The sequence below is a fragment of the Streptomyces lanatus genome (assembly GCF_014655715.1).
Taxonomy (GTDB): Bacteria; Actinomycetota; Actinomycetes; order Streptomycetales; family Streptomycetaceae; genus Streptomyces; species Streptomyces lanatus.
Genome location: NZ_BNBM01000014.1, coordinates 225904 through 249576, shown reverse-complemented (window position 1 = coordinate 249576; position 23673 = coordinate 225904). Strand labels below are relative to the sequence as shown.

Genomic DNA, 23673 nt, shown 5'->3' with positions numbered 1-23673 from the left:
CCGGAAACTGTAGAGCGGCCTACAGCGGCGTGACGTACGCCCCCGAGATTCCGCCGTCGACCAGGAAGTCGGTGGCGTTCACGAAGGAGGAGTCGTCGCTGGCCAGGAACGCGACCGCACTGGCGATCTCCTCGGCCTCGGCGAAGCGACCGACCGGGATGTGCACGAGCCGGCGTGCGGCCCGCTCCGGGTCCTTGGCGAACAGCTCCTGGAGCAGCGGGGTGTTGACCGGTCCCGGGCACAGGGCGTTGACCCGGATGCCGTCGCGGGCGAACTGCACGCCCAGCTCGCGGGACATGGCGAGCACGCCGCCCTTGGAGGCCGTGTACGAGATCTGACTCGTGGCGGCGCCCATCCTCGCCACGAACGACGCCGTGTTGATGATGGAGCCCTTGCCCTGCTGCCGCATGTAGGGGATGGCGGCCTTGCAGCACAGGTAGACGGAGGTGAGGTTGACCTCCTGGACGCGCTTCCAGGCCTCCAGGCCGGTCTCCAGGATGGAGTCGTCGTCGGGCGGTGAGATGCCGGCGTTGTTGAAGGCGATGTCTACGCTGCCGTAGGTGTCGAACGCCGTCTTGAACAGCGCCTCGACCTGCTCGGCGTCGGTGACGTCGACCTTCACGAAGATCCCGCCCACCTCCTCGGCGGCCGCCTTGCCGCGCTGCTCGTCGACGTCGCCGCAGACGACGTGGGCGCCCTCCGAGGCGAGCCGGCGGGCGGTGGCGAGACCGATGCCGCTGCCGGCGCCGGTGATGACGGCCGTACGACCGACGAGTCGACGGCACATGTTCTCTGCGCTCACTGTGCGGGGCCCTCCGTGCTGATGAAGACGTTCTTGGTTTCGGTGAAGGCGGTCAGGGCGTCCGGGCCCAGCTCACGTCCGATGCCGGACTGCTTGAAGCCGCCGAACGGGGTCCAGTAGCGGACGCTGGAGTGGGAGTTGACGGACAGGTTGCCAGCCCGTACGGCCTGGGAGAGGCGCAGGGCGCGGCCGACGTCGCGGGTCCAGATGGAGCCGGAGAGGCCGTAGTCGGTGCCGTTGGCCAGCCGGATCGCGTCGGCCTCGTCCTCGAAGGGGAGGACCACGGCGACGGGGCCGAAGACCTCCTCGACGGCCACGCGCGCGTGCGGGTCGACGCCGGTGAGGACGGTGGGCGGGAACCAGAAGCCGGGGCCCTCGGGAGCCTTGCCGCGGATGCCCGCCAGGTCGTCGCCGACGTACGAACGGACGCGTTCCAGCTGGGACCTGGAGATCAGCGGGCCCATGTCGGTGGTCTCGTCGGCCGGGTCGCCGACCGTGACCGCCTCGATCGCGGGGGCCAGCAGTTCCAGGAACCGGTCGTAGGCGGAGCGCTGGACGAGGATGCGGGTGCGGGCGCAGCAGTCCTGGCCGGAGTTGTCGAGGAAGGACATGGGAGCCGCTGCGGCGGCGGCCTCGATATCCGCGTCGGCGAAGACGATGTTGGGGCTCTTGCCGCCGAGTTCGAGGGTGACGCGCTTGAGGAGCGCCGAGCCCTTCGCCAACACCTGTTTGCCCACGGCGGTTGACCCGGTGAAGACGACCTTCGCGACGCCCGGGTGCTCGACCAGCGCGTTGCCCGCGACGGGTCCGTGGCCGGGGAGCACCTGGAACAGGCCCTCCGGAAGGCCGGCCTCCAACGCCAGCTCCGCCAGTCGCAGAGCCGTCAGCGGGGTCGTCTCGGCGGGCTTGAGGAGAACCGCGTTGCCGGCCGCGAGCGCGGGGGCGGTGCCCCAAGCGGCGATCGGCATCGGGAAGTTCCAGGGGGCGATGACCCCGACCACGCCGAGCGGTTCGAGGATGGTGACGTTCAGGCCGCCGGGGACCGGGATCTGGTGCCCGGTCAGCCGCTCCACTCCCCCGGCCGCGTAGTCGAGCAGATCGCGGACGTTGCCCGCCTCCCAGCGGGCGTTGCCGACGGTGTGCCCGGCCTCGCGGACCTCCAACTGGGCGAGTTCTTCGAGGTGTTCGTCGACGGCGACGGCGAACCGGCGCAGCAGGCGTGCGCGTTCGCCGGGTGCGAGCGCGGCCCACGCCGACTGGGCCTTCGTGGCGCGTACGACGGCGGCGTCCACGTCGGCCGCCGACGCGGCGGGCACGGTGGCGACGACCTCTTCGGTGGCCGGATTCAGTACCTGGAGCTGGTCGGACACTCAGGGCCTCACATGCGTTCGAAGGAGCGGCGCAGCTCCCAGTCGGTCACCGCGGCGTCGAAGGCCTCGAGCTCGACGCGCGCCATGTTGCGGTAGTGGGCGACGACCTCGTCGCCGAAGGCGGCCTTGGCGATGGGGCTGGTCTCCCAGAGTTCGGCGGCCTCGCGCAGGGTCGTCGGGACGTGCTCGAAGTCGGCGGCGTAGGCGTTGCCGGGGCAGGGCTCGGGCAGCTCCAGCTTCTGCTCGATGCCGTAGAGGCCGGCGGCCACCAGACCGGCCACCGCGAGGTGCGGGTTGACGTCGCCGCCGGGGAGCCGGTTCTCGAAGCGCATCGAGCGGCCGTGGCCGACGACGCGCAGGGCGCAGGTGCGGTTGTCGTAACCCCAGGCGACGGCGGTCGGGGCGAAGGAGCCTGGCTGGAACCGCTTGTAGGAGTTGATGTTGGGGGCGTAGAGGAGCGAGAAGTCACGCAGGGCGGCCAGCTGCCCGGCGAGGAAGTGCCGCATGACGTCGGACATGCCGCCTTCCCCCTCCCCCGCCATCGCGTTGTTGCCGGCGGCGTCCGCGAGGGAGAGGTGGATGTGACAGGAGTTGCCCTCGCGCTCGTTGTACTTGGCCATGAAGGTGATCGAGACGCCCTCCTGGGCGGCGATCTCCTTGGTGCCGGTCTTGTAGATGGCGTGCTGGTCGCAGGTGACCAGGGCGTCGTCGTACTTGAAGGCGATCTCGTGCTGACCGGGGTTGCACTCGCCCTTGGCGGACTCGACGGTGAGGCCGGCGCCCGCCATGTCGTTGCGGATACGGCGGAGAAGGGGCTCGATCCGGCCCGTCCCGAGCACCGAGTAGTCGATGTTGTACTGGTTCGCCGGGGTCAGCCCTCGGTAGTTGGCGTCCCACGCCTGCTCGTAGGTGTCCTTGAAGACGATGAACTCCAGCTCGGTGCCGACGTTCGCGGTGTACCCGTGCTCGGCGAGGCGCTCCAGCTGGCGGCGCAGGATCTGGCGCGGGGCGGCGACCACCGGGGAGCCGTCGTTCCAGGCGAGGTCGGCGATCAGCATGGCGGTGCCGTCGTTCCACGGGACGCGGCGCAGGGTGGCCAGGTCGGGGTGCATGGCGAAGTCGCCGTAGCCGCGGTCCCAGGAGGACATGGCGTAGCCCTCGACGGTGTTCATCTCGGTGTCGACGGCGAGGAGGTAGTTGCAGCCCTCGGTGCCGTGATGGAGGACCTCGTCGAGGAAGAAGCGGGCGGCGAACCGCTTGCCCTGGAGCCGCCCTTGCATATCGGGGAACGCCAGGACGACAGTGTCGATCTCACCGCCGGCGACGAGGGCGTGCAGCTCCTCGACGCTCAGCGGGGGTGTGCGGTCTGCCACGGGAGAGCCTCCATTCGGCTACTTCGGTCAGCCGGGAGCCATAAGGTATTGCGCAGGACCATTGATTGGGAAGGGGGTCCGACCATATGTCGCAGACGGGCACGGAGCAGGGGGCGCCCGAGGAGCATGGGACAGCGGGGACGGCGGGGGCGCCGGGGACATCTGGAATGCCGGGGACGCCTGGGATGCCTGGGCCGCCCGGTGCCGATGACGACCGGCTCACCTCGGTGCTGCGGCCGGTGCGGGCCGGCAACGGCTTCGAGGAGGCCCTGGAGCAGATCCTCCAGGTCGTCCGGCTCGGCCTGGTGCCGGGCGGCGAGCGGCTGCCCGCCGAGCGGGAGCTGGCCGACCGGCTGGGGATCAGCCGGGTGACGCTGCGCGAGGTGCTGAAGGTGCTCCAGGACCAGGGCCTGGTGGAGTCGCGGCGCGGCCGCTACGGCGGAACGTTCGTCCTGCCGCGCCCCGTCACCCCCGGCGAGGAGGAGCTGCGCCGCCGCCTGAAGGACGTCGACGTCGAGGACACGCTGCGCTTCCGTGAGGTCCTCGAGGTGGGCGCGGCCGGGCTGTGCGCGGCGCACGGCCTTGACGAGGAGCAGGCGGACCGGCTGCGCGAGGCGCTGGCCCGCACACACGACGCCCCGCTCGCCGAGTACCGCCGCCTGGACACGCTGCTGCATCTGACCCTCGCCGAGCTGTCCGGCTCCCCCTCCCTGACCGCCCAGTACGCGGCCGTACGCGCGACCGTGAACGACCTGCTCGACTGCATCCCGCTCCTGGTCCGCAACCTGGAGCACTCGCAGCGCCAGCACAGCGCGCTGGTGGAGGCCGTGATCGAGGGGAACGCGGAGTGCGCGCGGGAGATCATGCGCGAGCACTGCGGCGGTACGGCGGCGCTGCTGCGGGGCTTCCTCGGCTGAGCGGCGCCCGGTCCCCGGTGCGGGTGGATTTACCGGCGATTAACGCAAGGGTATTGCGTTCCAGCGACCGACCCGGCAAAGGTATGCATCCATTCCATTGAACCGGAGCCCGGTCGACCCACCCCACCGTGCCCGGAACCGCCCGGTGTCCACCGCACGTGGGGAGTTGGCCTTGTCCCTGGAATCCACGAACACACCACCCGCCGCCCCGGAGGCGGACGACTATCTTCAGCGCAGAGCCCTGCGCCGCGGCAGCGCCGGCTGGGTGCTGCTGACCGGACTCGGCGTCGCGTACGTCGTCTCCGGCGACTACTCCGGCTGGAACTTCGGTCTGGCCGAGGGCGGCTTCGGCGGCCTGGCGATCGCCATGGTCCTCATGGGCACCATGTACGCCTGCATGGTCTTCGCCCTGGCCGAGCTGTCCTCGATCCTGCCGACGGCGGGCGGCGGCTACGGCTTCGCCCGCCGCGCCCTCGGCCCGTGGGGCGGCTTCCTCACCGGTACGGCGATCCTCATCGAGTACGTCCTCGCGCCCGCCGCGATCGTCATCTTCATCGGCGACTACGTCGAGTCGCTGGGGCTCTTCGGCCTGGAGTCGGGCTGGCCGGTGTACCTGGTCTGCTTCGTCATCTTCCTCGGCATCCACCTGTGGGGCGTGGGCGAGGCGCTGCGCTTCAGCTTCGTGGTCACCGGCATCGCGGTCGTGGCCCTGATCGTGTTCGCGCTGGCGGCGCTGCCGGAGTTCTCCTTCGGTTCGCTGGACGACATCCCGGTCGACACGTCGGCGGCGGGCTCGAACTCCTGGCTGCCCTTCGGTCTGCTCGGCATCTGGGCGGCGTTCCCCTTCGGCATGTGGTTCTTCCTCGGCGTCGAAGGCGTACCGCTGGCGGCCGAGGAGACCAGGGACCCGGCGCGCACCCTGCCCAAGGCGATCCGCTGGTCGATGGCCGTCCTGGTCGTCCTGGCCGTGGTGACCTTCTTCGCGGCGGCGGGAGCGCGCGGCTCGGCGGCGGTGCAGGAGGCGGGCAACCCGCTGGTGGAGGCGCTCCAGCCGGACGGGAAGGCCACGACCCTGAGCCGGATCGTGAACTACGCGGGCCTCGCGGGCCTGGTGGCGTCGTTCTTCTCCCTGATCTACGCCGGCTCGCGCCAGCTGTTCGCCCTGTCCCGAGCGGGTTACCTGCCCCGCTTCCTCTCCCTCACCAGCAGCCGCAAGGCGCCGTACCTGGGCCTGCTGGTGCCCGGCACGATCGGCTTCGTACTGGCGGCGGCCTCCGGCAACGGCGCGCGGATGCTGAACATCGCCGTCTTCGGCGCGACCATCTCCTACGCCCTGATGTCCCTGTCGCACATCGTGCTGCGCCGCCGGGAGCCGGACCTCGATCGGCCGTACCGCACGCCGGGCGGGGTGCTGACCTCGTCGGTGGCGCTGGTGCTGGCGTGCGCGGCGCTGGTGGCCACGTTCCTGGTGGATGTGACAGCGGCGGTGATCGCGCTGGTGGTGTACGTCGTGGCGATCGCCTACTTCGGCCTCTACAGCCGTAAGCATCTGGTGGCCAAGGCTCCCGAGGAGGAGTTCGCGGCGCTGGCGGCGGCCGAGGCAGAGTTGGCACGGGACTGAACGTTTCGAGAGTGAGGGAGTCGCTGTGGCCAGGCCGCTGATCGGGGTCAGCACCTATCTGGAGTCCGGTGCGCGCTGGGGCGTGTGGGAGCTGGACGCGGCGCTGCTGCCGGCCGGCTATCCGCGGCTGGTGCAGCGGGCGGGCGGCCTGGCCGCGATGCTGCCGCCGGACGACCCGGCCCATGCCGCGGCGGCCGTCGCCCGGCTGGACGGGCTGGTCATCGCCGGCGGCCCCGACGTCGAGCCGGTCCGGTACGGCGCGGAGCGGGAGCCTCGTACGGGGCCTGCGGCGCGGGAGCGGGACGCGTGGGAGCTGGCGCTCATCGACGCGGCACTCGACGCGGGGGTGCCGTTGCTGGGGATCTGCCGGGGGATGCAGCTGCTGAACGTCGCCCTCGGGGGGACGCTCGTTCAGCACATCGACGGGCACGCGGAGGTCGTCGGGGTGTTCGGCAGCCATACCGTGAAGCCGGTGCCGGGGAGTCTGTACGCCGGTCTCGTCCCGGAGGAGTCGTCCGTGCCGACCTATCACCATCAGGCCGTGGACCGGTTGGGTGAGGGGCTCGTCGCGTCGGCGTACGCGGTGGACGGGACCGTGGAGGCGGTGGAACTGCCTTCGGCGGGGTGGGTGTTGGGGGTGCAGTGGCATCCGGAGATGGGGGAGGATTTGCGGGTTGTGCGGGGGTTGGTGCGGGCGGCTGGTGGCTGAGGCCGGGTTTCTCAGCTCGCGACGGCGGGTGAGGCTTTTCAGCCCGTCCGGCGTTTGAGGACGAGGCCCGTTCAGGGCCGATGCGGGGGTCCGGGGGCGGCAGCCCCCGGGGGACGGGAATGGGTAGGGGCGGCGGGGGCGAGAAAAACCAGCCTCACCCCCGCGTCAACGCCAACAGATCCCGCGCAGGCCCCACCGGCCGATGCCCCGTAGGCCACACCGCCCGCAGATCCCGCGCCAGCGACACGTCGGCCAGCGGCACGCTCACCAGCCGCCGCATCGACAGCTCCTCCCCCACCGCCAGCTCACTCAGCACCGCCGGCCCGGCCCCACCCACCGCCGCGGCCTTGACCGCGGTCGTCGAGGACAGCTCGATCAGCGGCCGCGCCAGACCCCCCAGCGCCGAATCCAGCACCTGCCGAGTCCCGGACCCCTCCTCCCGCAGGATCAGCGGCGTGGCCGCCAGCTCCGCCCCCGACAGCGCCCGCCGCCGACGCGCCCACACATGCCCCGGCGCCGTCACCACGATCAGGTTGTCGTGGGCGATGACCACGGAGTCCAGCCCCGTAGGCACCGACACCCCCTCCACGAACCCGAGATCCGCCTCGTCGGCCAGCAACCGCTCCGCCACCGCCGCCGAGTTCCCGGCCAGCAACGACACCGCCGTATCCGGCCGCTGCGCCCGCAGGGCAAGCAGCCAACCCGGCAGCAGATACTCCGCGATCGTCATGCTCGCCGCCACCCGCAGCCGCGAGTCCCGCCGGTCCCGCAGCGCCTGCGCCCCCGCGTCGAACGCCTCCGCCGCCTCCACGATCCGCCGCGCCCAGTCCGTCACCAGCGCCCCGGCGTCCGTCAGCCGCGAACCCCGTGGTGAGCGATCGACCAGCGCCACCCCCAACTGCCGCTCCATCGACCGGATCCGGCTGCTCGCCGCGGGCTGGGTGATCCCCAGCTCACGCGCCGCCCCGCCGAGACTGCCGAGCCGCGCCACCGCGAGCAGCAGTTCCAGCGCGCCGAGCTCCGGGACGCGGTGTGACAAGGACCCCGCGCGAAACTGCCCCTCCGCCACCTCTGTCATAAGTTCAGTTTATGTCGCCATAGAGGCAAACTCCCTGGTGGGAGGGAATCCGCGAAGCGACGCTGGACACATGGTCACCGCAGCCCGTCACCTCGGGCCAACCCGCCGCCTGGGCGTCCGTCACCTCGGACCCAACTGGTACGCCGCCGTCATGGGCACAGCCGCCGTGGCCACCGCCGGCGCCGGACTGCCGCTCCACCTCCCCGGTCTGCGCACCGTCTGCGCCGCCGTGTGGGCCCTGTCCCTCGCCCTGCTCGTCACGCTGCTCGGCGCCCGCGCCGCGCACTGGTCGCACCACCGCGACCAGGCCCGCGCCCACCTCCTCGACCCGGCCATGGCGCCCTTCTACGGCTGTCTGTCCATGGCCCTGCTGGCCGTCGGCGGCGGTGCCCTCGTCGTCGGCAGGGACTGGATCGGGACCTCGGCGGCGGTCGCTCTGGACGCCGTGCTGTTCGCCGCGGGGACGGCCATCGGGCTGGCGGCCGCCGTCGCCGTCCCGTACCTCATGGCCGTACGCCATCGCGTCGAGCCGTCCGAGGCCACGCCCGTCTGGCTGCTGCCGCTGGTCGCGCCCATGGTGTCCGCGGCGCTAGGGCCGCTGCTCGTGCCGCATCTGCCGGCGGGGCAGGCCCGGGAGACGCTGCTGCTGGCCTGTGTCGCGATGTTCGGGCTGAGTCTGCTCGCGACGCTGCTGATGCTGCCCCTGGTGTTCGCCCGGCTGATCACGGGCGGGCCGCTGCCCCTCGTCCTCACCCCGTCGCTGTTTCTCGTGCTGGGGCCGCTCGGCCAGTCCACCACCGCGGTCGGCGTCTTCGCGGACGTCGCGCCGGGCGTGGTCCCGGCGCCGTACAGCGAGGGCTTCGGGATGCTGGCCGTGCTGTACGGCGTCCCCGTCATGGGTTTCGCGCTGCTGTGGTTCGGGCTCGCCACCGCCCATGTCCTGCGGGCCCGCCGGCACGGCATGGGGTTCGCGATGACCTGGTGGGCGTTCACCTTTCCCGTCGGCACCTGTGTCACCGGTGCCACGGCGCTGGCCCGGCACACCGGGCTCGTCGTCTACGAAGGGCTCGCCGTCGGGCTGTACGTCGTCCTCGTCGCGGCCTGGGGTGTCGCCGCCGTACACACCACCCGGGGGCTGTTCAGCGGTGCGCTGCTCGCAGGGCCGCCGTCAGTACCCGTGGTGCCTCGGCAAGTGACGGGCCGTACCACGTCAGGTGCCGCCCGCTGACCAGCGCGCAGGGCAGTCCGGGGAAGGCTTCCGGGCCGTCGTCGGCGGTGAAGCGGTACGGCTCGTCGGGGAGGACGACGAGGTCGGGGGCCGCCTCCCGCAGGTCGTCCAGGGGTATACGGGGGTAGCGGTCCTCGTGCGTGGTGTAGACGTGGTCCACGCCCAGGCGGGCCAGCACGTCGCCCGCGAAGGTGTCGCGGCCCAGCACCATCCACGGGCGGCGCCAGATCGGCACGACGGCTGTCGTACGGCGGTCCGGGGCCGGCGACGACCAGGCGTCCTCCGCCTCGTCCAGCCAGCGCGGGCGTGCGGTCACCCCGCAGGCCTCCAGGACACGCGCGAGTTCACCGAAGGCCTGCGGCACGTCCCGCACCTCCGTCACCAGGACGTCGACGCCGGCCGCGCGCAGGGCGGCGAGGTCGGGCTCGCGGTTCTCCTCCTCGTTGGCGATCACCAGGTCGGGGGCGAGGGCGAGGACGCGGTCCACCTTCGGGTTCTTGGTGCCGCCCACGCGCGTGACGTCCAGGTCGGCCGGGTGGCTGCACCAGTCCGTCGCGCCGACCAGCACACCGAGGTCCGCGACGGCCTCGGTCAACGACGGCACCAGGGAGACGACGCGCATCAGCGCCCAGGCCGGTTCCGGACCGCCTCGATGTGCTCCGCGACCGCGACGACGACCACGCGCGTGTCCGGCACGGTCGCCCGCCAGCGGTGCCGCACCCCGCCGGTGAGGTACAGGGAGTCCCCGCGGCCCAGGCGATAGGCGCGGCCCTCCGCCTCGATCTCCACGGCGCCGTCGGCGACGTACATCAACTGGTCGTTGCGGTACTGGAATTCACGGCCGGCGTCATGGTCGCCGGTGAACTCCGAGGCGTGCATCTGGTGATGACCGCGCACCAGCGAACGCACCCGCGGTTCGGGTCCCAACTCGTTCCCTTCGGCGCGCACCACGTCGACGCTGCATGCCGGGTCGGCGGCGGCGAGAAGCTCCACGGCGGTCGTGCGCAAGGCGTCGGCGACCTTCTCCAGGGAGCTTCGGCTGGGGCGCGCCCGGTCGTTCTCGACCTGGCTCAGGAAGGGCACCGACAGGCCGCTGCGCTCGGCCACGACGGCGAGGGTGAGGTCCAGCGCACGGCGTCGCCGCCGCACGGCCGCACCCACCCGAAGGGGCTGTTCTTTGTGGTCGCCCATCGCTCCGGCTCCCTCCTTCGCTCGTCGGTCCACTGTCCTCGCGCCCGTCGTCCGGCGCACACCTTCTGTTGAGTTCTCTGCACCCTACGCATGTTCGGCAAACCGTTTCATGCGCCCGTCACATCGACGACACCTTGGGGGAAGTGCGACCCACGGGTTCGCGCCAGCGGATCGGCACCCCGCACCCGCAGGGCGCCCCCATGGCGCCCCTGACTGCCGCTCAGTACGCGAGAGCCGCTGTTCTGTTCAATGCTCGGGCGCTCCCCGGTGTTCCCGGCTTCGCTCCTGCGGGCGGGCCTGGTCAGAGTGGTGGCGGGAGCGGGAAGTCGGTGCCGGTCGGGGGGAGTTCGCATGAGGCGGCTCGGGCGGTGGGATAGCGCTGCGTGGTTGGCCGGATCCTTTTCGTAGGCATGCCGGGTGACTATGCGGACATGCCGCGAGGGGCGGGCCATGCCGTACGGAGGGGAAAAACGTACGGCGTGACCCGCCCCTCGGGCGGCGGTCCGGGTCCGTCAGGTCACCCGGCCGCCTGGTTCTTGAGGTCCGACGCGTCGATCGGGGCCCACTTGTCCAGCAGACCGGGGTTCTGCTTCAGCCAGGTGCGGACGGCGTCCTGCTCCTTGCCCTTGCCGGCCTTGGTGATCTGCGACTCCAGGCCGGTGAGCTGCTTCTCGGTCATGGAGAAGTTCTTCAGCCACTGGCCGACCTCGGGGTTGTCGCCGGCGAAGCCCTTGCGGGCGAGGGTGTGCACGCCGTCGCCCTTGCCCCAGGCGCCCTTGGGGTCCTTGAGCTTCTTCAGGTCGTAGTCGCTGTACGCCCAGTGCGGCGACCAGAGCGTGACGACGATGGGCTCCTTCTTGGCGTACGCGCGCTTGAGCTCGGCGAGCATCGCGGGCGTCGAGCCGTCGACGACGTCGTAGGAGCCCTCCAGGCCGTACTCCTTGAGGACCTTGTCCTTGAGCATGCCCATCATCCCGGCGCTCGGCTCGATGCCGACGATCTTGCCCTTGAACTTGGAGGCGTTGCTCTTGAGGTCCTCCAGGGAGTCCACGCCCTTGACGTACGAGGGGACGGAGAGCTCCAGGGAGGTCGGGCCGTACCAGGAGCCGAGGTCCTCCAGCTGCTTGCCGTACTTCTCCCAGTACTCGGCGTGTGTGGTGGGCAGCCAGGAGTCCGTCTCGAAGTCGATCTGGCCGGTGGCGAGGCCCGTATAGAGGGGGCCCGCGGCGTACTGGCTGGTGGTGACCTTGAAGCCGCGCTGCTCCAGCAGTTCCTTCCAGAGGAAGGTGGAGGCGATGCCCTCGTCCCACGGGATGTAGCCGAGCTTGATCTCCTTGCCCTTGCCGACGTCCGTGGCGGAGGCCGCGGCGGTACCGGAGGTGGGGCCGAAGACGCCCATGCCGCCCGCCACGAGGGCCAGGGCGGCCACGCCGGCGACGGCGACGACCGGGCGGGGCCGGTGGCTCCAGACCTTGACGCCGCCGGCGGCACGGGCCTTGGCGGCGGCACGGCGGCCGAGCGGGGAGATCTGCGCGCCGAGCGCGCCGGTGATGCGGTCCAGGTAGATGGCGAGGACGACGATGCCGACGCCCGCCTCGAAGCCGAAGCCGATGTCGAGCTGGCCGATGGCCTCGTTGACCGCGCCGCCGAGGCCGCCGGTGCCGACCATGCCAGCGATGACGACCATGGACAGGCTCAGCATGATCACCTGGTTGATGCCGGCCATGATCGTGGGCAGCGCGAGCGGCAGCTGGACGCGCAGCAGGGTGTCGCGTGGTGTGGTGCCGAACGCCTCGGCGGCCTCGACCAGCTCCGCGTCGACCTGGCGGATGCCCAGCTCGGTCATACGGACACCCGGGGCGAGCGCGAAGATCAGGGTGGCGATGACGCCGGCGGCGGTGCCCAGGCCGAAGAAGAGGATGGCCGGGATGAGCAGCACCATCGACGGCATCGTCTGAAGCAGGTCCAGGACGGGCCGTACGGCCGCGCTGACCGTCTTGGAGCGGGCCGCCCAGATGCCCAGCGGGACCGAGATCACCAGGGCGATGACCGTGGCGACCAGGACGAGGGCCAGCGTCGACATGGCGCGGTCCCACAGGTCGAGGGAGTCGATCAGCGCGAAGCCGCCGAAGGCGAGAACGCCCGGGACCAGGCCGCGCAGCCACCAGGCGAGCACGGCGAGGATGCCGCCGAGGAGCAGGGGCTCGGGTGCCGTCAGGACGGCGTTGACGCCGTCGTACATGCCCTCGACGACCGCCTTGATCGCGTCGAAGAGCCAGCCCATGTGGGCGACGAGCCAGTCCACACCGGAGTCGACCCAGTCACCGAGACGCAGCCTAGGCACGGGCGGTCACCTTCCCCTCGGGGTTGTCGCAGGGCGAGGGATCGGCGCTCTCGTCGCCGAGGAAACCGACGAGCCGCTGCCTCGGCACGACTCCGATGACCTTGTTGTCGTCGTCCACGACGGTGACGCGGTGCGACAGTCGGGCGCTGATCGCGCACAGTTCCACGAAGGTCGTCTCGGTGGTCGCGGTCTCGCAGGTGCACAGGGGGGCGTCGGCGGTGACCGAGGTGTCCATGAGGGAGCCCGCGGTCAGTACGCGGGAGCGGTCGACGTCCTGGATGAAGGAGGCGACGTAGTCGTCGGCGGGGCGCAGGAGGATGTCCTCGGCGGTGCCGGTCTGGACGATACGGCCGTCGCGCATGACGGCGATGCGGTCGCCGAGCCGCATGGCCTCGTTGAGGTCATGGGTGATGAAGACGATGGTCTTCTTCAGGGTCTTCTGGAGCTGGAGCAGCTGGTCCTGCATGTCACGGCGGATCAGCGGGTCGAGCGCGCTGAAGGACTCGTCCATCAGGAGCAGGTCGGCGTCGGTGGCGAGGGCGCGGGCGAGGCCCACGCGCTGCTGCATGCCACCGGACAGCTCGTCGGGCCAGGACTTCTCCCAGCCGCCCAGACCGCACAGCTCGAGTGCCTCGGCGGCGCGCTTCTCGCGCTCGGCGCGGGGCACTCCCTGGACGGCGAGACCGTAGGCGGCGTTCTCCAGGACGCTGCGGTGCGGGAAGAGCGCGAAGTGCTGGAAGACCATGCTGATCTTCTTCGCGCGGACCTCGCGCAGCTCGCGGTCGCCGATCGCGGTCAGGTCCTGGCCGTCGAAGCGGACGTGACCGGCGGTCGGCTCCAGGAGCCCGTTGAGCATGCGCAGCAGGGTGGACTTGCCCGATCCGGACAGGCCCATGACGACGAAGATCTGGCCGGGTTCCACGGTGAAGGAGGCGTCGATCACGGCGGCGGTGGTGCCGTCGGCGCGCAGCTCCTCCCGGTCGGCTCCCTTGCGGAGCCGCTCGACGGCGTCGTTCGGTCGTCTGCCGAACACCTTGTACAGATGGTCGGCCTCAAGCCTGGATGACACGGGTACCTCTTGTCTCGACGGCAAACGAAGGGAGCGACTGGCGCAACAGTTGCGCAGGGGGCGTCGCTCCGGGTGCGCGCCTGCCCTGGTTCCCCGCACACAAACGCACAAGTGGTCCAGGCCACAGCGGTGGTCGTGGACGGCAACGCGCCGCTGACCGAGGGGCCACTGTCAGTGCCGTACGGCATGATGCGTGGCGTGACCGGACGACTGATGCTCCTCGACACCGCCTCGCTCTATTTCCGCGCCTATTTCGGCGTCCCGGACTCCGTGAAGGCCCCGGACGGCACCCCGGTGAACGCCGTGCGCGGGCTCCTCGACTTCATCGACCGCCTGGTCAAGGACCACCGCCCGGACGCGCTGGTGGCCTGCATGGACGCCGACTGGCGGCCCGAGTGGCGGGTCGAGCTGATCCCCTCCTACAAGGCGCACCGGGTCGCCGAGGAGCACGAGGTGGGACCGGACGAGGAGGAGGTGCCGGACACGCTGTCGCCGCAGGTACCGGTCATCGAGGCCGTCCTGGACGCGCTCGGCATCGCGCGCGTGGGCGTCGCGGGGTACGAGGCGGACGACGTGATCGGCACGTTCACGGCGCGCGCGAAGGGCCCGGTCGACATCGTCACCGGCGACCGCGACCTGTACCAGCTGGTGGACGACGAGCGCGGGGTGCGGGTGCTGTACCCCCTCAAGGGCGTCGGCACCCTCCAGCTCACCGACGAGGCGTGGCTGCGTGAGAAGTACGGCGTCGACGGCGGCGGGTACGCGGATCTGGCGCTGCTGCGCGGCGACCCGAGCGACGGCCTGCCGGGCGTGCCGGGGATCGGGGAGAAGACGGCGGCGAAGCTGCTGGCGGAGTTCGGCGACCTGGCCGGGATCATGGCGGCGGTCGACGACCCGAAGGCGAAGCTGACGCCCTCGCAGCGCAAGCGGCTGGACGAGTCCCGCCCGTATGTCGCCGTCGCGCCGAAGGTCGTCCGGGTCGCGCTGGACGTCCCGCTGTCCGACGTCGACACCACACTGCCGCGCGCTCCCCGGGACGCGGCGGGGCTGGACGAGCTGGCGGCGCGCTGGGGGTTGGGCGGGTCGCTTCAGCGGCTGCTGGTGACGCTGGGGGCGTGAGATCGCCGGGGGCGTGAGGGGCGTCACGATCGCGCGCATGGGGCTTGTGACGCGGGGAATTCGTTCCGTGTACGCACGACATGCCCCTTTCTCATGAACGTTCATAGCGGCATTCGCCGGACGGAGGTGCTAACTTAGGTAAACCTAAGCTTGGAACGAGGGAGGCCAGTGATGGCGCTACGCCCTGCCCGCAAGCCGCGGAAGCCCCACTCCGCGCAGGTCGTCCGTACCGAACGGCTGACCCCGCACATGCAGCGTGTGGTGCTGGGCGGTGACGGGCTCGCCGAGTTCGCGGCGGACACCTGCACGGACCATTACGTGAAGATGCTGTTCTCGCCCGCCGGGGTGAGCTACCCCGAGCCGTTCGACCTGGAGCGCATCCGCGAGGAACTGCCGCGTGAGCAGTGGCCGGTGACGCGGACTTACACCGTGCGGGCCTGGGATCCCGAACACCGTGAGCTGACACTGGACTTCGTGCTGCACGGCGACGAGGGCCTGGCCGGACCGTGGGCGATGCGCGCCCAGCCCGGCGAGACCGTGCGCTTCATGGGCCCCGGCGGCGCCTACGCCCCCGACCCGGACGCCGACTGGCATCTGCTGGTCGGCGACGAGAGCGCCCTGCCCGCCATCGCCCGCTCCCTGGAGTCACTGCCCGACGGCGCCACGGCCTACGCCTTCGTGGAGATCGCGGGCCCCGAGGAAGAGCAGAAGATCGACTCCGATGTGGAGGTGATCTGGCTGCACCGCGGTTCCCGCCGGGTCGGCGAGGCACTGCTCGAGGCGGTTCAGACTCTGGAGTTCCCCGAGGGCCGGGTGCACGCCTTCGTGCACGGCGAGGCGCACTTCGTGAAGGAACTACGTCATCTGCTGCGCGTCGAGCGCGGCGTGGCTCGAGAGGACCTGTCCATCTCCGGCTACTGGCGCCTCGGCCACGACGAGGACGGCTGGCAGGCCTCCAAGCGGGACTGGAACGCACGGATCGAGGCGGAGCAGGAGGGGGCGGCGCCGGCGGCGTAGTCCCTGTGGCTCGGGAAGGGGCGGCACCTCATGGGTGCCGCCTCTTTCTCATGCCTCGCCCCGGGTGAGGGCGTAACTCCAGTCATGCATCCGCGATGGACCATGGTCGGAGGAACCGGACCGACGCTCCCCTCTGTCAGTGGGACCGCCGGCCCGGCCTCGGATCACCGGGCGCGCTCAAGGCCCGTCGACATCACATGACATCAGCGGGACGAGACAACCTATTCGGACCACACTCACCAAGATCAGCCGCTAAGTTGACACACACCGGTGCAGGGGCCGACTCAGGAATGGGTGATGGTCGGCGTGAAGCTCCAGTCAGGCCGCAGTCCGCTGGTGGTGATGGCTTCCGGCATGTACTTGGCGACGTCGCTGTAGCGGGCGGCGCCTCGGTGGTAGTCGTAGTTCGCGCGGACAAGGTCCCGGTAACCGTCGATCACATCGCTGGCGTGGGCGAGCACGGTGGGGGTGTAGTCGGCGGCGGCGCGGATCTGGGCGGGGGCCGCATCGCAGGCGGCGAGGAATTGGCGGAGGAGGCTATTGGTAATGGCAGCGACGATGTCCACGGCCTCCTGGGTGGAACAGCCGCGGTGAGTGCGCGCGACAAGAACGGCGTTGTGGAGATAGCCGACCGACTCCTCCTTCTCCACGGAGTAGATGTCGTTGTAGAGACCGGTCCATTCACATGCAAGGTTGCGGGCCTGTTCCATCGCGGGCAGGTCGCGCACCCCCTTGGGCAGTTCGACGTCCCTGACGTACTCCTGCAGGTGGGCGAAAATGAACTCGCAGACTCCGTTGCGGCGGTGGGGCAGGTATTCGTCGATGGTCATGACGCGGCCCGCCCGGCTCGCGCGGGCTTCTGGCAGGAAGGTGTTCAGCCAGCGCACCACGGATTCCCCCAGAACGTTGCGCCAGGCCCTTGTGCGACCTTGGGAGAGGTCGTCGAGGATCTCTTTGAGAGCCCGTCCTTCGTTGGTGACGGGGGTGTTCAGGTTGCGGCAGACGGCGACGAGTTCGTCCAGCAAGTACGTGACGGACTCGATGTGTCCCTCACTGATGCTGTCGTCGAGGTTGTCGTCGAGGATGAAGGCCCAGATCATGAACCGGTTCGGTACCCGCAGATGGGCTTCGTCCGCGCCGGGCAAGTAGATCGCGGTGGCCCACTGCGGTCGAGTACGGGCCAGATGCCGACGCATTGCTTCACCGCGCACAAGCTGATGGGCGGCGGCCCATGCCCACATGTCGGGCTCGACCGCGTCCATCGCGGGTGAGAGACCACTGGACGCGATGGGCATGTCGAATTCGGGTATGCGGAATGGGGACATGACTTCCTCCTGAGGCACGGGGATGCTCGGATGCGGGAGCGTCGGTGCATGAGCGGCCTGGTACATGGCGGAACATCGCACCCTCCTTCTTGACCCCCCGCACGACCTACGTGTTGTGCACGATCTCGCGGCGTTGGTGGTCAGGGGACCCGCACGGTCAAGCGCCTACTCGCAGAAGCCTCGGGCCCGTTGGTGCTGCGAGCTGGACACACTTGCCGGGTGCGCTCATGACGTCCTCCGGGTAGTGGTGTTCGCGTTCGCCAGTCGGCATGGGCCGGACACGGTCTGCGCACCGCGACAGGACCGAGCAGCTTGCTCGGTTCCGCCTGCGAGGGGGAGCGCACGGACGGGCCGTAGACATGCCGCAGCAAGGTGAACCGTCGAAACCGGCCCACACGGCTCGGACCTTCGCCAGGAAACTCGCTGAATTCGGCCGCCAGTTGGCCATGCCTGTCGGCGGGAAGTGCCTGCAACGTCGCTGGAACGCGCAACGCCGACAACGACTGTCCCGCAGTTGTACTCGCCCACAGGTATCACCCCACGCACCCGGCCTACAGGAGGCTCATACCGCTCCTAGACCGCTTGTACGATCCGGACGAGTTCTATAACTGTGCCAGCCATAAGCCCACGGGGGAAGGCGCCCCCTTCCGCACACTGATGCGTACACGACCAGGACGTGCGCCCCTGAAGGAGATCGCAGCACTCCTGCGGCGGCTGATGCGGGGGCTGGCTCCTGGATCACCTCACGTACAACCGGGGACATCCGCGGAATCCCGACGCTGGGTGTACAAGGAGCGCGCAAGTCCCTTCCGGAGCGCCGCCTCGCCCTTTCGCTGTCAGCGCCCCGGCGTAGGCTTGATCGTGATGAGACGCCGTAGTCCGCCCCCGCCCTCTCCCCTGCCGCAGCGCGAAGGGGTGGATCCGGTACGAGTGCGGTTGCCGGCCGGGGAAGCATGGGCGACCGTGCGGGATCATCTCGTGGCGCGGCTCGCTGCCGGGGCCGAGGTGATCGACGCAATGCTCGACGCGGGGGAGATCGTGGACGTGGCCGGACGTCCGGTGCCGCGGGACATGGCGTACACCCCCGGGATGTACCTGTGGTTCCAGCGGAAGTTGCCTGATGAAGAGCGGGTACCGTTCACGGTCGACGTCGTCTACCAGGACGAACACGTGGTGGTGGCCGACAAGCCGCACTTTCTGGCCACCACCCCGCGCGGTAGTCATGTAGCCGAGACGGCCCTGGCACGGCTGCGGAGGCAGCTCGACGTCCCGACCCTGGGCGCCGCCCACCGTCTGGACCGGCTGACGGCGGGCCTGGTGCTGTTCACCGTGCGGCCGGAGGAACGCGGCGCCTACCAGTCACTCTTCCGCGACAAGCGGGTGACGAAGGAATACGAGGCCGTCGCCCTGTACGACCCCGCACTGGACCTGCCGCGCACCATGCGCAGCCGGATCGTCAAGGAGCGTGGGGTGATGGCAGCCCGCGAGGTCGAGGGCGAGCCCAACGCCGTCAGCCGGGTCGAGTTGCTGGAGCACCTAGAGGGGCGTGCCCGGTACCGGCTCGTACCGCATACCGGGCAGACGCACCAGCTTCGCGTCCATATGAGCGCGTTGGGGATGCCGATCCTCGGCGATCCCCTCTATCCGGTGGTGACCGACCCCGTGGCCTCCGGCGACTTCCGACATCCGCTCCAACTGCTGGCGCGGGTGCTGGAGTTCACCGATCCCATCACGGGGTGCGAGCACCGCTTCGTCAGTCGGCGTGTGCTGGGGGCCTGGGCGTCGTACGACGAGTGGGCCGGGTAGCACCCGTGCCGGCGCGGATCAGTCGCCGCGCCACCAGCGCAGCAGGCGCCGGAACAGGCCCGGTCGGGAAGCCGGTTCCGGCGTCCGGGTCGGGGCCGCGGCCGGAGTGGCCGGCTCCGGAGTCGCTGTCTGCGGTTGCGGCGAACCGACCTGGCCGTTGCTGGGACGCTGCGGCGGCCGTGGGTGCGCGGGTCCCGCCATGGCGTCCTGCTGAGGCTTGGGCGCAAACTTCACCGGCAGCTCCACCAGGTGCCGGTTGAAGATGGACGCCTGCCAGCGCAGTTCGTCCTCCTCGCAGGCGAGTTGGAGATCCGGGAGGCGGCTCAGCAAGGCGTCGACGCCCACATCGGCGATGGCGCGGCCGATGTCCTGGCCCGGACACTCGTGGGGACCGCCACTGAAGGCCAGGTGGGAACGGTTGCCCTTCATGTTGGCCTTGAGGTCGGGACGGACCCGCGGGTCGACGTTGCCCGGCGCGATGCCCAGGATGAGGCCGTCACCCTTACGGATGCGCTGGGCACCCAGCTCGGTGTCCTGCTTGGCGTAGTAGCACAGGACGCTGCTGAGCGGCGGCTCGTCCCACAGGGACTGCTCGACCGCCTGGGGCACCGTCATCTGACCGCCGCTGAGCTGGGCTCGGAACCGCGGGTCGGTGAGCACCACACGCAGAACGTTGGCGAGGAGGTTGGCGGTGGCCTCGTATGCGGCCATCAGGACGACGCGCAGGTGCTGGCCGACCTCGTCGTCAGTGAGCCCGGCCGGGTGGTCGACGAGGCGACTGGCGAAGTCGTCCTTGGATTCGGCCCGGCGGGCCGCGGTGAGCCGCATCAGGACGTCCATGACGTACGCGTTGCTGGCGATTGCGGTCTCGGTGCCCTTGGGCAAGTCGCGGGCGGCCTGCACGAGTCGGTCGTTGTACTCGTCGGGCATACCGAGGATCTCGCACATGACCACCATCGGCAGGTGCTCGGCGAACTGGCTGACCAGATCGGCTCTGCCTGTCTCGCAGAACTTGTTGACGAGGTGCTGGGTCGCGCGGTTGATGTAGCGGCGGACGCCCCGGTGGTCGATGGCTTCCATGGCATCGGTGACCGCCCCACGCAACCGCACATGCTCGTCGCCCTCGGCATGGCAGCAAATGGGTTGCCATGCGATGTGCGGCATGAGCGGGTTGTCGGGCTTCAGGGTGCCGTCCTGCACCGCGGTCCACAACCGACTGTCACGGCAGAACTGCGAGGGCGTGCGCAACATCTGCATGTTCTCGGTGTGGCCGAGCACCACCCAGACCGGCACGTCATCGTGCAACAGGGCGGGAGCCACGGGGCCGTGCTCGGCACGGAGTTCCTCGTACACGGCTCCCAGGTCCTCTGCCTCCTTGCCGTGCAGTCGGCGCAGCCCGTCGGGGCCAATGCCGTGTGCGGGGCAGCCAGGCGGTGGGGTGGCCGTGGGCTCGTCCGTACCGATCGGGGAGAGAGGTTCAGGCGTCACGGTGGTCGCTCCGAAGCTGAAGTGATTCCGGCTGTACAAGAGGTAACGGGATGCCCCGGTTCAGGCGATTCGATCGAAGCCGAGAACCGGGCAGAGGTCGTGCAGACGGGGCGGGCGCCGTCTGCGCACATGTTCAGGACACGTGCGGTGCGACCGGTCTGCAGATCATGCGGGCGCCTTCGCCATGGCCAGCGCGTGCAGGAACTGCAGCAACGTCATCAATACGTCCCGGCTGGAGGCCCGGCGACGTACGTCGCACTCGATGATGGGGATCTCCTCGGGCAGATCGAGTGCCGTCCGGAGTTCGTCGACGGGGTAACGGGGCGCGTCCGGGAAGGTGTTGACGGCCACCACGAACGGCACACCGCGCTCCTCCAGCCGCCCCATGACGTCGAAGCTGACCTCGAGGCGGCGCGTGTCGATCAGCACGACCGCGCCGAGCGCGCCGTCGAACAGGCCGTTCCACAGGAACCAGAAGCGCTCCTGTCCGGGCGTACCGAAGAGATACAGCACCAGTTGCTCGGTGATGCTGATGCGGCCGAAGTCCATCGCGACGGTGGTGGCCGTCTTGGTGTCCGAGCCGAAGTTGTCGTCGACGCCGATACCGGCCTGCGTCATGGTCTCTTCGGTGGTCAGCGGCCTGATCTCGCTGACCGAGCCAACCATGGTCGTCTTTCCGACGCCGAAGCCGCCCACGATCACGATCTTCACGGCGGCCTCGGCCGTGTGCGGCAGCTGGTCCTCGGTCCGCGGACCGGGAACGGTGTCAGAGCCTTTGAAGTCCATGCATCACCGCTTCGAGGATTGAACGGTCGGCGACGGTCTGGCGCACGATCGGGTTGCGTGCCGTCACCAGTCCGGCCGTCAGCATGTCGGTGAGCAGGACCGTCATCATGCTGAACGGCAGGTTGAGGTAGGCCGACAGCTCGGCCACGGACAGAGGGGCGGTACAGAGCCGGAGCAGCGCCGACTGCTCGGGCGTCGGTGACGGCGGGGGGTCGGCGCGCGCCACGATTAAGGTCACGAGGTCGAGGTCGCCGTCGCGCTCGCCGCCGTCCGGTCCGGCCACCACGAAGAGCCGCTCCGGGTTCTTCTGCTTCCCCGTCTGGGGCGGCGGTGGTGCCGGTTTCTCCTTGGGACGTCGCCGCTGGCGTTTCGGAGGAGTCATACGGTCTGCCCATTGCGCCGGGGCGGACTGGTGAGATGGGCACCGATCCGGGCGACGAGGTCGGACATCCGGTTGCTCATCCGACCCGGCTCGGCGAACGTGTCGGAGAGCACGGCGAGATAGGCGTTGGCGCCGGCGGCCATCAGATAGAAGTAGCCGCCATTGATCTCGATGAGGACCATCTTCATCTTGCCGTCGCTGTTGGGGATCTCCGTGGCGACAGCGCTCGCCAGGCTCTGCAGACCGGCGCACGCCGCAGCGACGCGGTCGGCGGTGTCCGGGTCACCGCCGTAGCGGGCGATGCGCAGACCGTCGGCGGAGAGCACCACGATCATCTCGATGCCGGGTACGCCGTCGTGGAGCTCCTTGAGCATCCAGTCGAAGTTGGCGCGCTGCTGGATCACTTGATGTCCCCCTCGTCATCGGCCTCGGGGCGGGCCGGTTGAGTTCGCGGCTGGAGTGTGTAGGGGTCGGGCTTGTCCTTGAGTCCGTTCCAGAACGCCTCGACCCATGCTCCGGGGGCGGGCTCGTCGTCCTTCTCCGGCTCGGGCTCCGGCTCGGGCCTGCGCGTCGACCAGACGGTGGGCCTGCCCTCCCGCTCTGCCTGCTCGATGGCCGCCTGCTCGGCGATGCGCTTGCTGAGCGGGGTCTTCACCCGGCTGCGGCGCTGCGGCAGCCCGCCCGCGGTCCACTCGGTGACCACGGGGACGTCGTCCTCCATGGAGACCGTGGTGGGGATCTTCGGGCTGGTGGGGCGACGCTTCTTGGGGGCACGCTTGGGGCCTTCGAGGGCGTCGGCGTCGGCCTTGGGCGCCGCCGCGGCGCCGACGCCGTGGGCGAGTCCGGGCGCGGGGTCGGTGGTCATCATCTCGCGCGGCACCACGAGAACGGCGCGGACGCCGCCGTACGCCGAGGTTCGCAACGCGACCTGCATGTTGAACGCCGTGCAGAGACGGCCCACGACGGCCAGGCCCAGGCGTGGGGCCTCTCCGAGGTCCTGGAGGTCGGTGCCCTGCTTGGCGCGCTCCAGCATGCCCTCGACCCGGGCGCGGGCCTCCTCGCTGAGGCTGACGCCGGAGTCCTCGATCTCGATCGCGATTCCGGTCTGCACCTCGGTGGCGGTGACGTGCACCTTGGTCTGCGGCGGGGAGTAGCGCGTGGCGTTGTCGAGGAGTTCGGCCGCGGCGTGGATGATCGGCTCGACGGAGATTCCGGCGATGTTGACGTGGACGATGGAGTCCAGGCTGATGCGGCGGTACTCCAGGATCCTGGACATGGCGCCGCGCAGCACGCTGTACAGCGGGACGGGTTCGGGCCACTGGCGGCCGGGCCGGCCGCCGCCGAGCACGGAGATGGAGTCGGCGAGGCGGCCGATCAGCATGGTGCCGTGGTCGATGCGCAGCAGGTCGTCGAAGACCTCGGGGTTGCGGCCGTGGTCCTCCTCCATCTCCCGCAGTTCCACGGCCTGTTGGTGGACGATCGACTGGACACGGCGGGCGATGTTGACGAAGGAGCGCTGGGAGGAGTCGCGGAGGGCTTCCTCGTGGTCGACGATGGCGAGCATCGACTCCACCAACGCGAGCTGTGCCCGGGAGAGATGGGCGTAGGACGGATCGATGTCGGCGAGGTCTCGCATCACCTCATACGCTGAACTGCCGCATTGCAGCCGGTGGATCGCGGCCGGTGTGATCTCCGTGGCGAGCCGGGACATCTCCTCGTCATGGGCGGCGATACGGCGCTCCATGTACGCGGTGTGACGGGCGTGGTCGGCCCGCAGGTCTCTCAGGAGGCGGCCTCGACGCACCGCTTCGGCCGCGGAGGCCATCACCAGCAGAACGGCCACGGCACCGCATACGCCGACGGCCGTCCGGGCCGGCTCCGCCACCACGGCGACGGCGGCTCCGGTCGCCGCGGCCATCACTATGGCCGGCAGCAACAGTACGCGCGCGTACGGGAGTTCACGGCGACTCGGCGGGGATTGAACGCTCACCATGTGGGCCCTCTGAAACGAATCGGTTGGGTGTAGGGGGAGCTTGCAGCGGGGTACG

Annotated in this window: 21 protein-coding genes; 7 read left to right on the top strand and 14 right to left on the bottom strand. The window is 70.2% G+C overall.

Annotation, left to right across the window (positions count from 1 at the left end):
- Nucleotides 1-19: 19 nt before the first annotated feature.
- Genes IE325_RS31765 through IE325_RS31755 form a run of 3 tightly spaced genes read right to left on the bottom strand, consistent with a single transcriptional unit; the run spans nt 20 to nt 3545 of the window.
- Nucleotides 20-787, bottom strand: coding sequence for a 3-oxoacyl-ACP reductase (locus tag IE325_RS31765; protein WP_373315251.1), 768 nt, complete (start codon nt 785-787; stop codon nt 20-22).
- An 11-nt stretch (nt 788-798) separates the two neighbouring features.
- Nucleotides 799-2172, bottom strand: a complete 1374-nt coding sequence (locus IE325_RS31760; RefSeq protein ID WP_190073563.1) for an aldehyde dehydrogenase family protein — start codon at nt 2170-2172, stop codon at nt 799-801.
- Between the two features lie 8 nt (nt 2173-2180).
- Nucleotides 2181-3545, bottom strand: a complete 1365-nt coding sequence (locus tag IE325_RS31755) for a glutamine synthetase family protein (protein WP_190073562.1) — start codon at nt 3543-3545, stop codon at nt 2181-2183.
- 185 nt (nt 3546-3730) lie between these two features.
- Between IE325_RS31755 and IE325_RS31750 the strand changes: the two genes are divergently transcribed.
- The 3 genes from IE325_RS31750 to IE325_RS31740 all read left to right on the top strand — a co-directional run bounded on the left by IE325_RS31750 (nt 3731) and on the right by IE325_RS31740 (nt 6792).
- Nucleotides 3731-4462: a FadR/GntR family transcriptional regulator gene (locus tag IE325_RS31750; RefSeq protein ID WP_190073561.1), complete on the top strand. Its 732-nt coding sequence runs from the start codon at nt 3731-3733 to the stop codon at nt 4460-4462.
- A 172-nt stretch (nt 4463-4634) separates the two neighbouring features.
- Nucleotides 4635-6083: an ethanolamine permease gene (eat, locus tag IE325_RS31745; RefSeq protein WP_190073560.1), complete on the top strand. Its 1449-nt coding sequence runs from the start codon at nt 4635-4637 to the stop codon at nt 6081-6083.
- 37 nt (nt 6084-6120) lie between these two features.
- Nucleotides 6121-6792, top strand: a complete 672-nt coding sequence (locus IE325_RS31740; protein ID WP_190073601.1) for a gamma-glutamyl-gamma-aminobutyrate hydrolase family protein — start codon at nt 6121-6123, stop codon at nt 6790-6792.
- A 154-nt stretch (nt 6793-6946) separates the two neighbouring features.
- Here IE325_RS31740 and IE325_RS31735 read toward each other — a convergent pair whose 3' ends face one another.
- Nucleotides 6947-7870 (bottom strand): LysR family transcriptional regulator, encoded by a 924-nt coding sequence (locus tag IE325_RS31735; RefSeq protein ID WP_190073559.1) that lies wholly within the window; start codon nt 7868-7870, stop codon nt 6947-6949.
- A 70-nt stretch (nt 7871-7940) separates the two neighbouring features.
- Here IE325_RS31735 and IE325_RS31730 point away from each other — a divergent pair, with 70 nt between their 5' ends.
- Nucleotides 7941-9098, top strand: coding sequence for a TDT family transporter (locus IE325_RS31730; RefSeq protein ID WP_190073558.1), 1158 nt, complete (start codon nt 7941-7943; stop codon nt 9096-9098).
- Here the strand turns inward: IE325_RS31730 and IE325_RS31725 are convergent.
- The 4 genes from IE325_RS31725 to IE325_RS31710 all read right to left on the bottom strand — a co-directional run bounded on the left by IE325_RS31725 (nt 9010) and on the right by IE325_RS31710 (nt 13702).
- Nucleotides 9010-9720 carry a helical backbone metal receptor gene (locus IE325_RS31725; RefSeq protein ID WP_190073557.1) on the bottom strand — a complete coding sequence of 237 codons (711 nt, stop codon included), beginning with the start codon at nt 9718-9720 and terminating at the stop codon, nt 9010-9012. The genes IE325_RS31730 and IE325_RS31725 overlap by 89 nt on opposite strands.
- Nucleotides 9720-10289 (bottom strand): helix-turn-helix domain-containing protein, encoded by a 570-nt coding sequence (locus tag IE325_RS31720; RefSeq protein WP_190073556.1) that lies wholly within the window; start codon nt 10287-10289, stop codon nt 9720-9722. The genes IE325_RS31725 and IE325_RS31720 overlap by 1 nt, the downstream gene beginning before the upstream one ends.
- A gap of 517 nt (nt 10290-10806) precedes the next feature.
- Nucleotides 10807-12633, bottom strand: coding sequence for an ABC transporter permease/substrate binding protein (locus IE325_RS31715; protein WP_190073555.1), 1827 nt, complete (start codon nt 12631-12633; stop codon nt 10807-10809).
- A complete protein-coding gene (locus tag IE325_RS31710; protein WP_190073554.1) occupies nt 12626-13702 on the bottom strand; it encodes a quaternary amine ABC transporter ATP-binding protein in 1077 nt (358 codons plus the stop codon). The genes IE325_RS31715 and IE325_RS31710 overlap by 8 nt, the downstream gene beginning before the upstream one ends.
- Before the next feature lie 186 nt (nt 13703-13888).
- Between IE325_RS31710 and IE325_RS31705 the strand changes: the two genes are divergently transcribed.
- Complete coding sequence (locus IE325_RS31705) at nt 13889-14821, top strand: 5'-3' exonuclease (RefSeq protein WP_190073600.1); 933 nt, start codon at nt 13889-13891, stop codon at nt 14819-14821.
- Between the two features lie 171 nt (nt 14822-14992).
- Nucleotides 14993-15838: a siderophore-interacting protein gene (locus IE325_RS31700; protein WP_190073553.1), complete on the top strand. Its 846-nt coding sequence runs from the start codon at nt 14993-14995 to the stop codon at nt 15836-15838.
- Between the two features lie 284 nt (nt 15839-16122).
- Here IE325_RS31700 and IE325_RS46715 read toward each other — a convergent pair whose 3' ends face one another.
- The gene (locus tag IE325_RS46715; RefSeq protein WP_190073552.1) at nt 16123-17163 is read right to left on the bottom strand and encodes a terpene synthase family protein; all 1041 of its coding nucleotides are present in this window, start codon (nt 17161-17163) and stop codon (nt 16123-16125) included.
- Nucleotides 17164-18027: 864 nt separating this feature from the next.
- Here IE325_RS46715 and IE325_RS31690 point away from each other — a divergent pair.
- Nucleotides 18028-18969 carry an RluA family pseudouridine synthase gene (locus tag IE325_RS31690; RefSeq protein ID WP_190073551.1) on the top strand — a complete coding sequence of 314 codons (942 nt, stop codon included), beginning with the start codon at nt 18028-18030 and terminating at the stop codon, nt 18967-18969.
- An 18-nt stretch (nt 18970-18987) separates the two neighbouring features.
- On the opposite strand, the gene IE325_RS31685 is transcribed toward IE325_RS31690, so the two are convergent.
- The 5 genes from IE325_RS31685 to IE325_RS31665 all read right to left on the bottom strand — a co-directional run bounded on the left by IE325_RS31685 (nt 18988) and on the right by IE325_RS31665 (nt 23618).
- On the bottom strand, nt 18988-20457 hold the full coding sequence (locus IE325_RS31685; protein ID WP_190073550.1) for a cytochrome P450: 1470 nt from the start codon (nt 20455-20457) through the stop codon (nt 18988-18990).
- Nucleotides 20458-20622: 165 nt separating this feature from the next.
- On the bottom strand, nt 20623-21243 hold the full coding sequence (locus tag IE325_RS31680; RefSeq protein WP_190073549.1) for a GTP-binding protein: 621 nt from the start codon (nt 21241-21243) through the stop codon (nt 20623-20625).
- On the bottom strand, nt 21224-21625 hold the full coding sequence (locus IE325_RS31675) for a DUF742 domain-containing protein (protein ID WP_190073548.1): 402 nt from the start codon (nt 21623-21625) through the stop codon (nt 21224-21226). The genes IE325_RS31680 and IE325_RS31675 overlap by 20 nt, the downstream gene beginning before the upstream one ends.
- On the bottom strand, nt 21622-22029 hold the full coding sequence (locus tag IE325_RS31670; RefSeq protein WP_062722698.1) for a roadblock/LC7 domain-containing protein: 408 nt from the start codon (nt 22027-22029) through the stop codon (nt 21622-21624). Before IE325_RS31670 ends, IE325_RS31675 begins: the two co-directional genes overlap by 4 nt.
- Entirely contained in the window at nt 22026-23618 is a 1593-nt protein-coding gene (locus IE325_RS31665; RefSeq protein WP_190073547.1) for a sensor histidine kinase, read from the bottom strand. Before IE325_RS31665 ends, IE325_RS31670 begins: the two co-directional genes overlap by 4 nt.
- Nucleotides 23619-23673 lie beyond the last annotated feature (55 nt).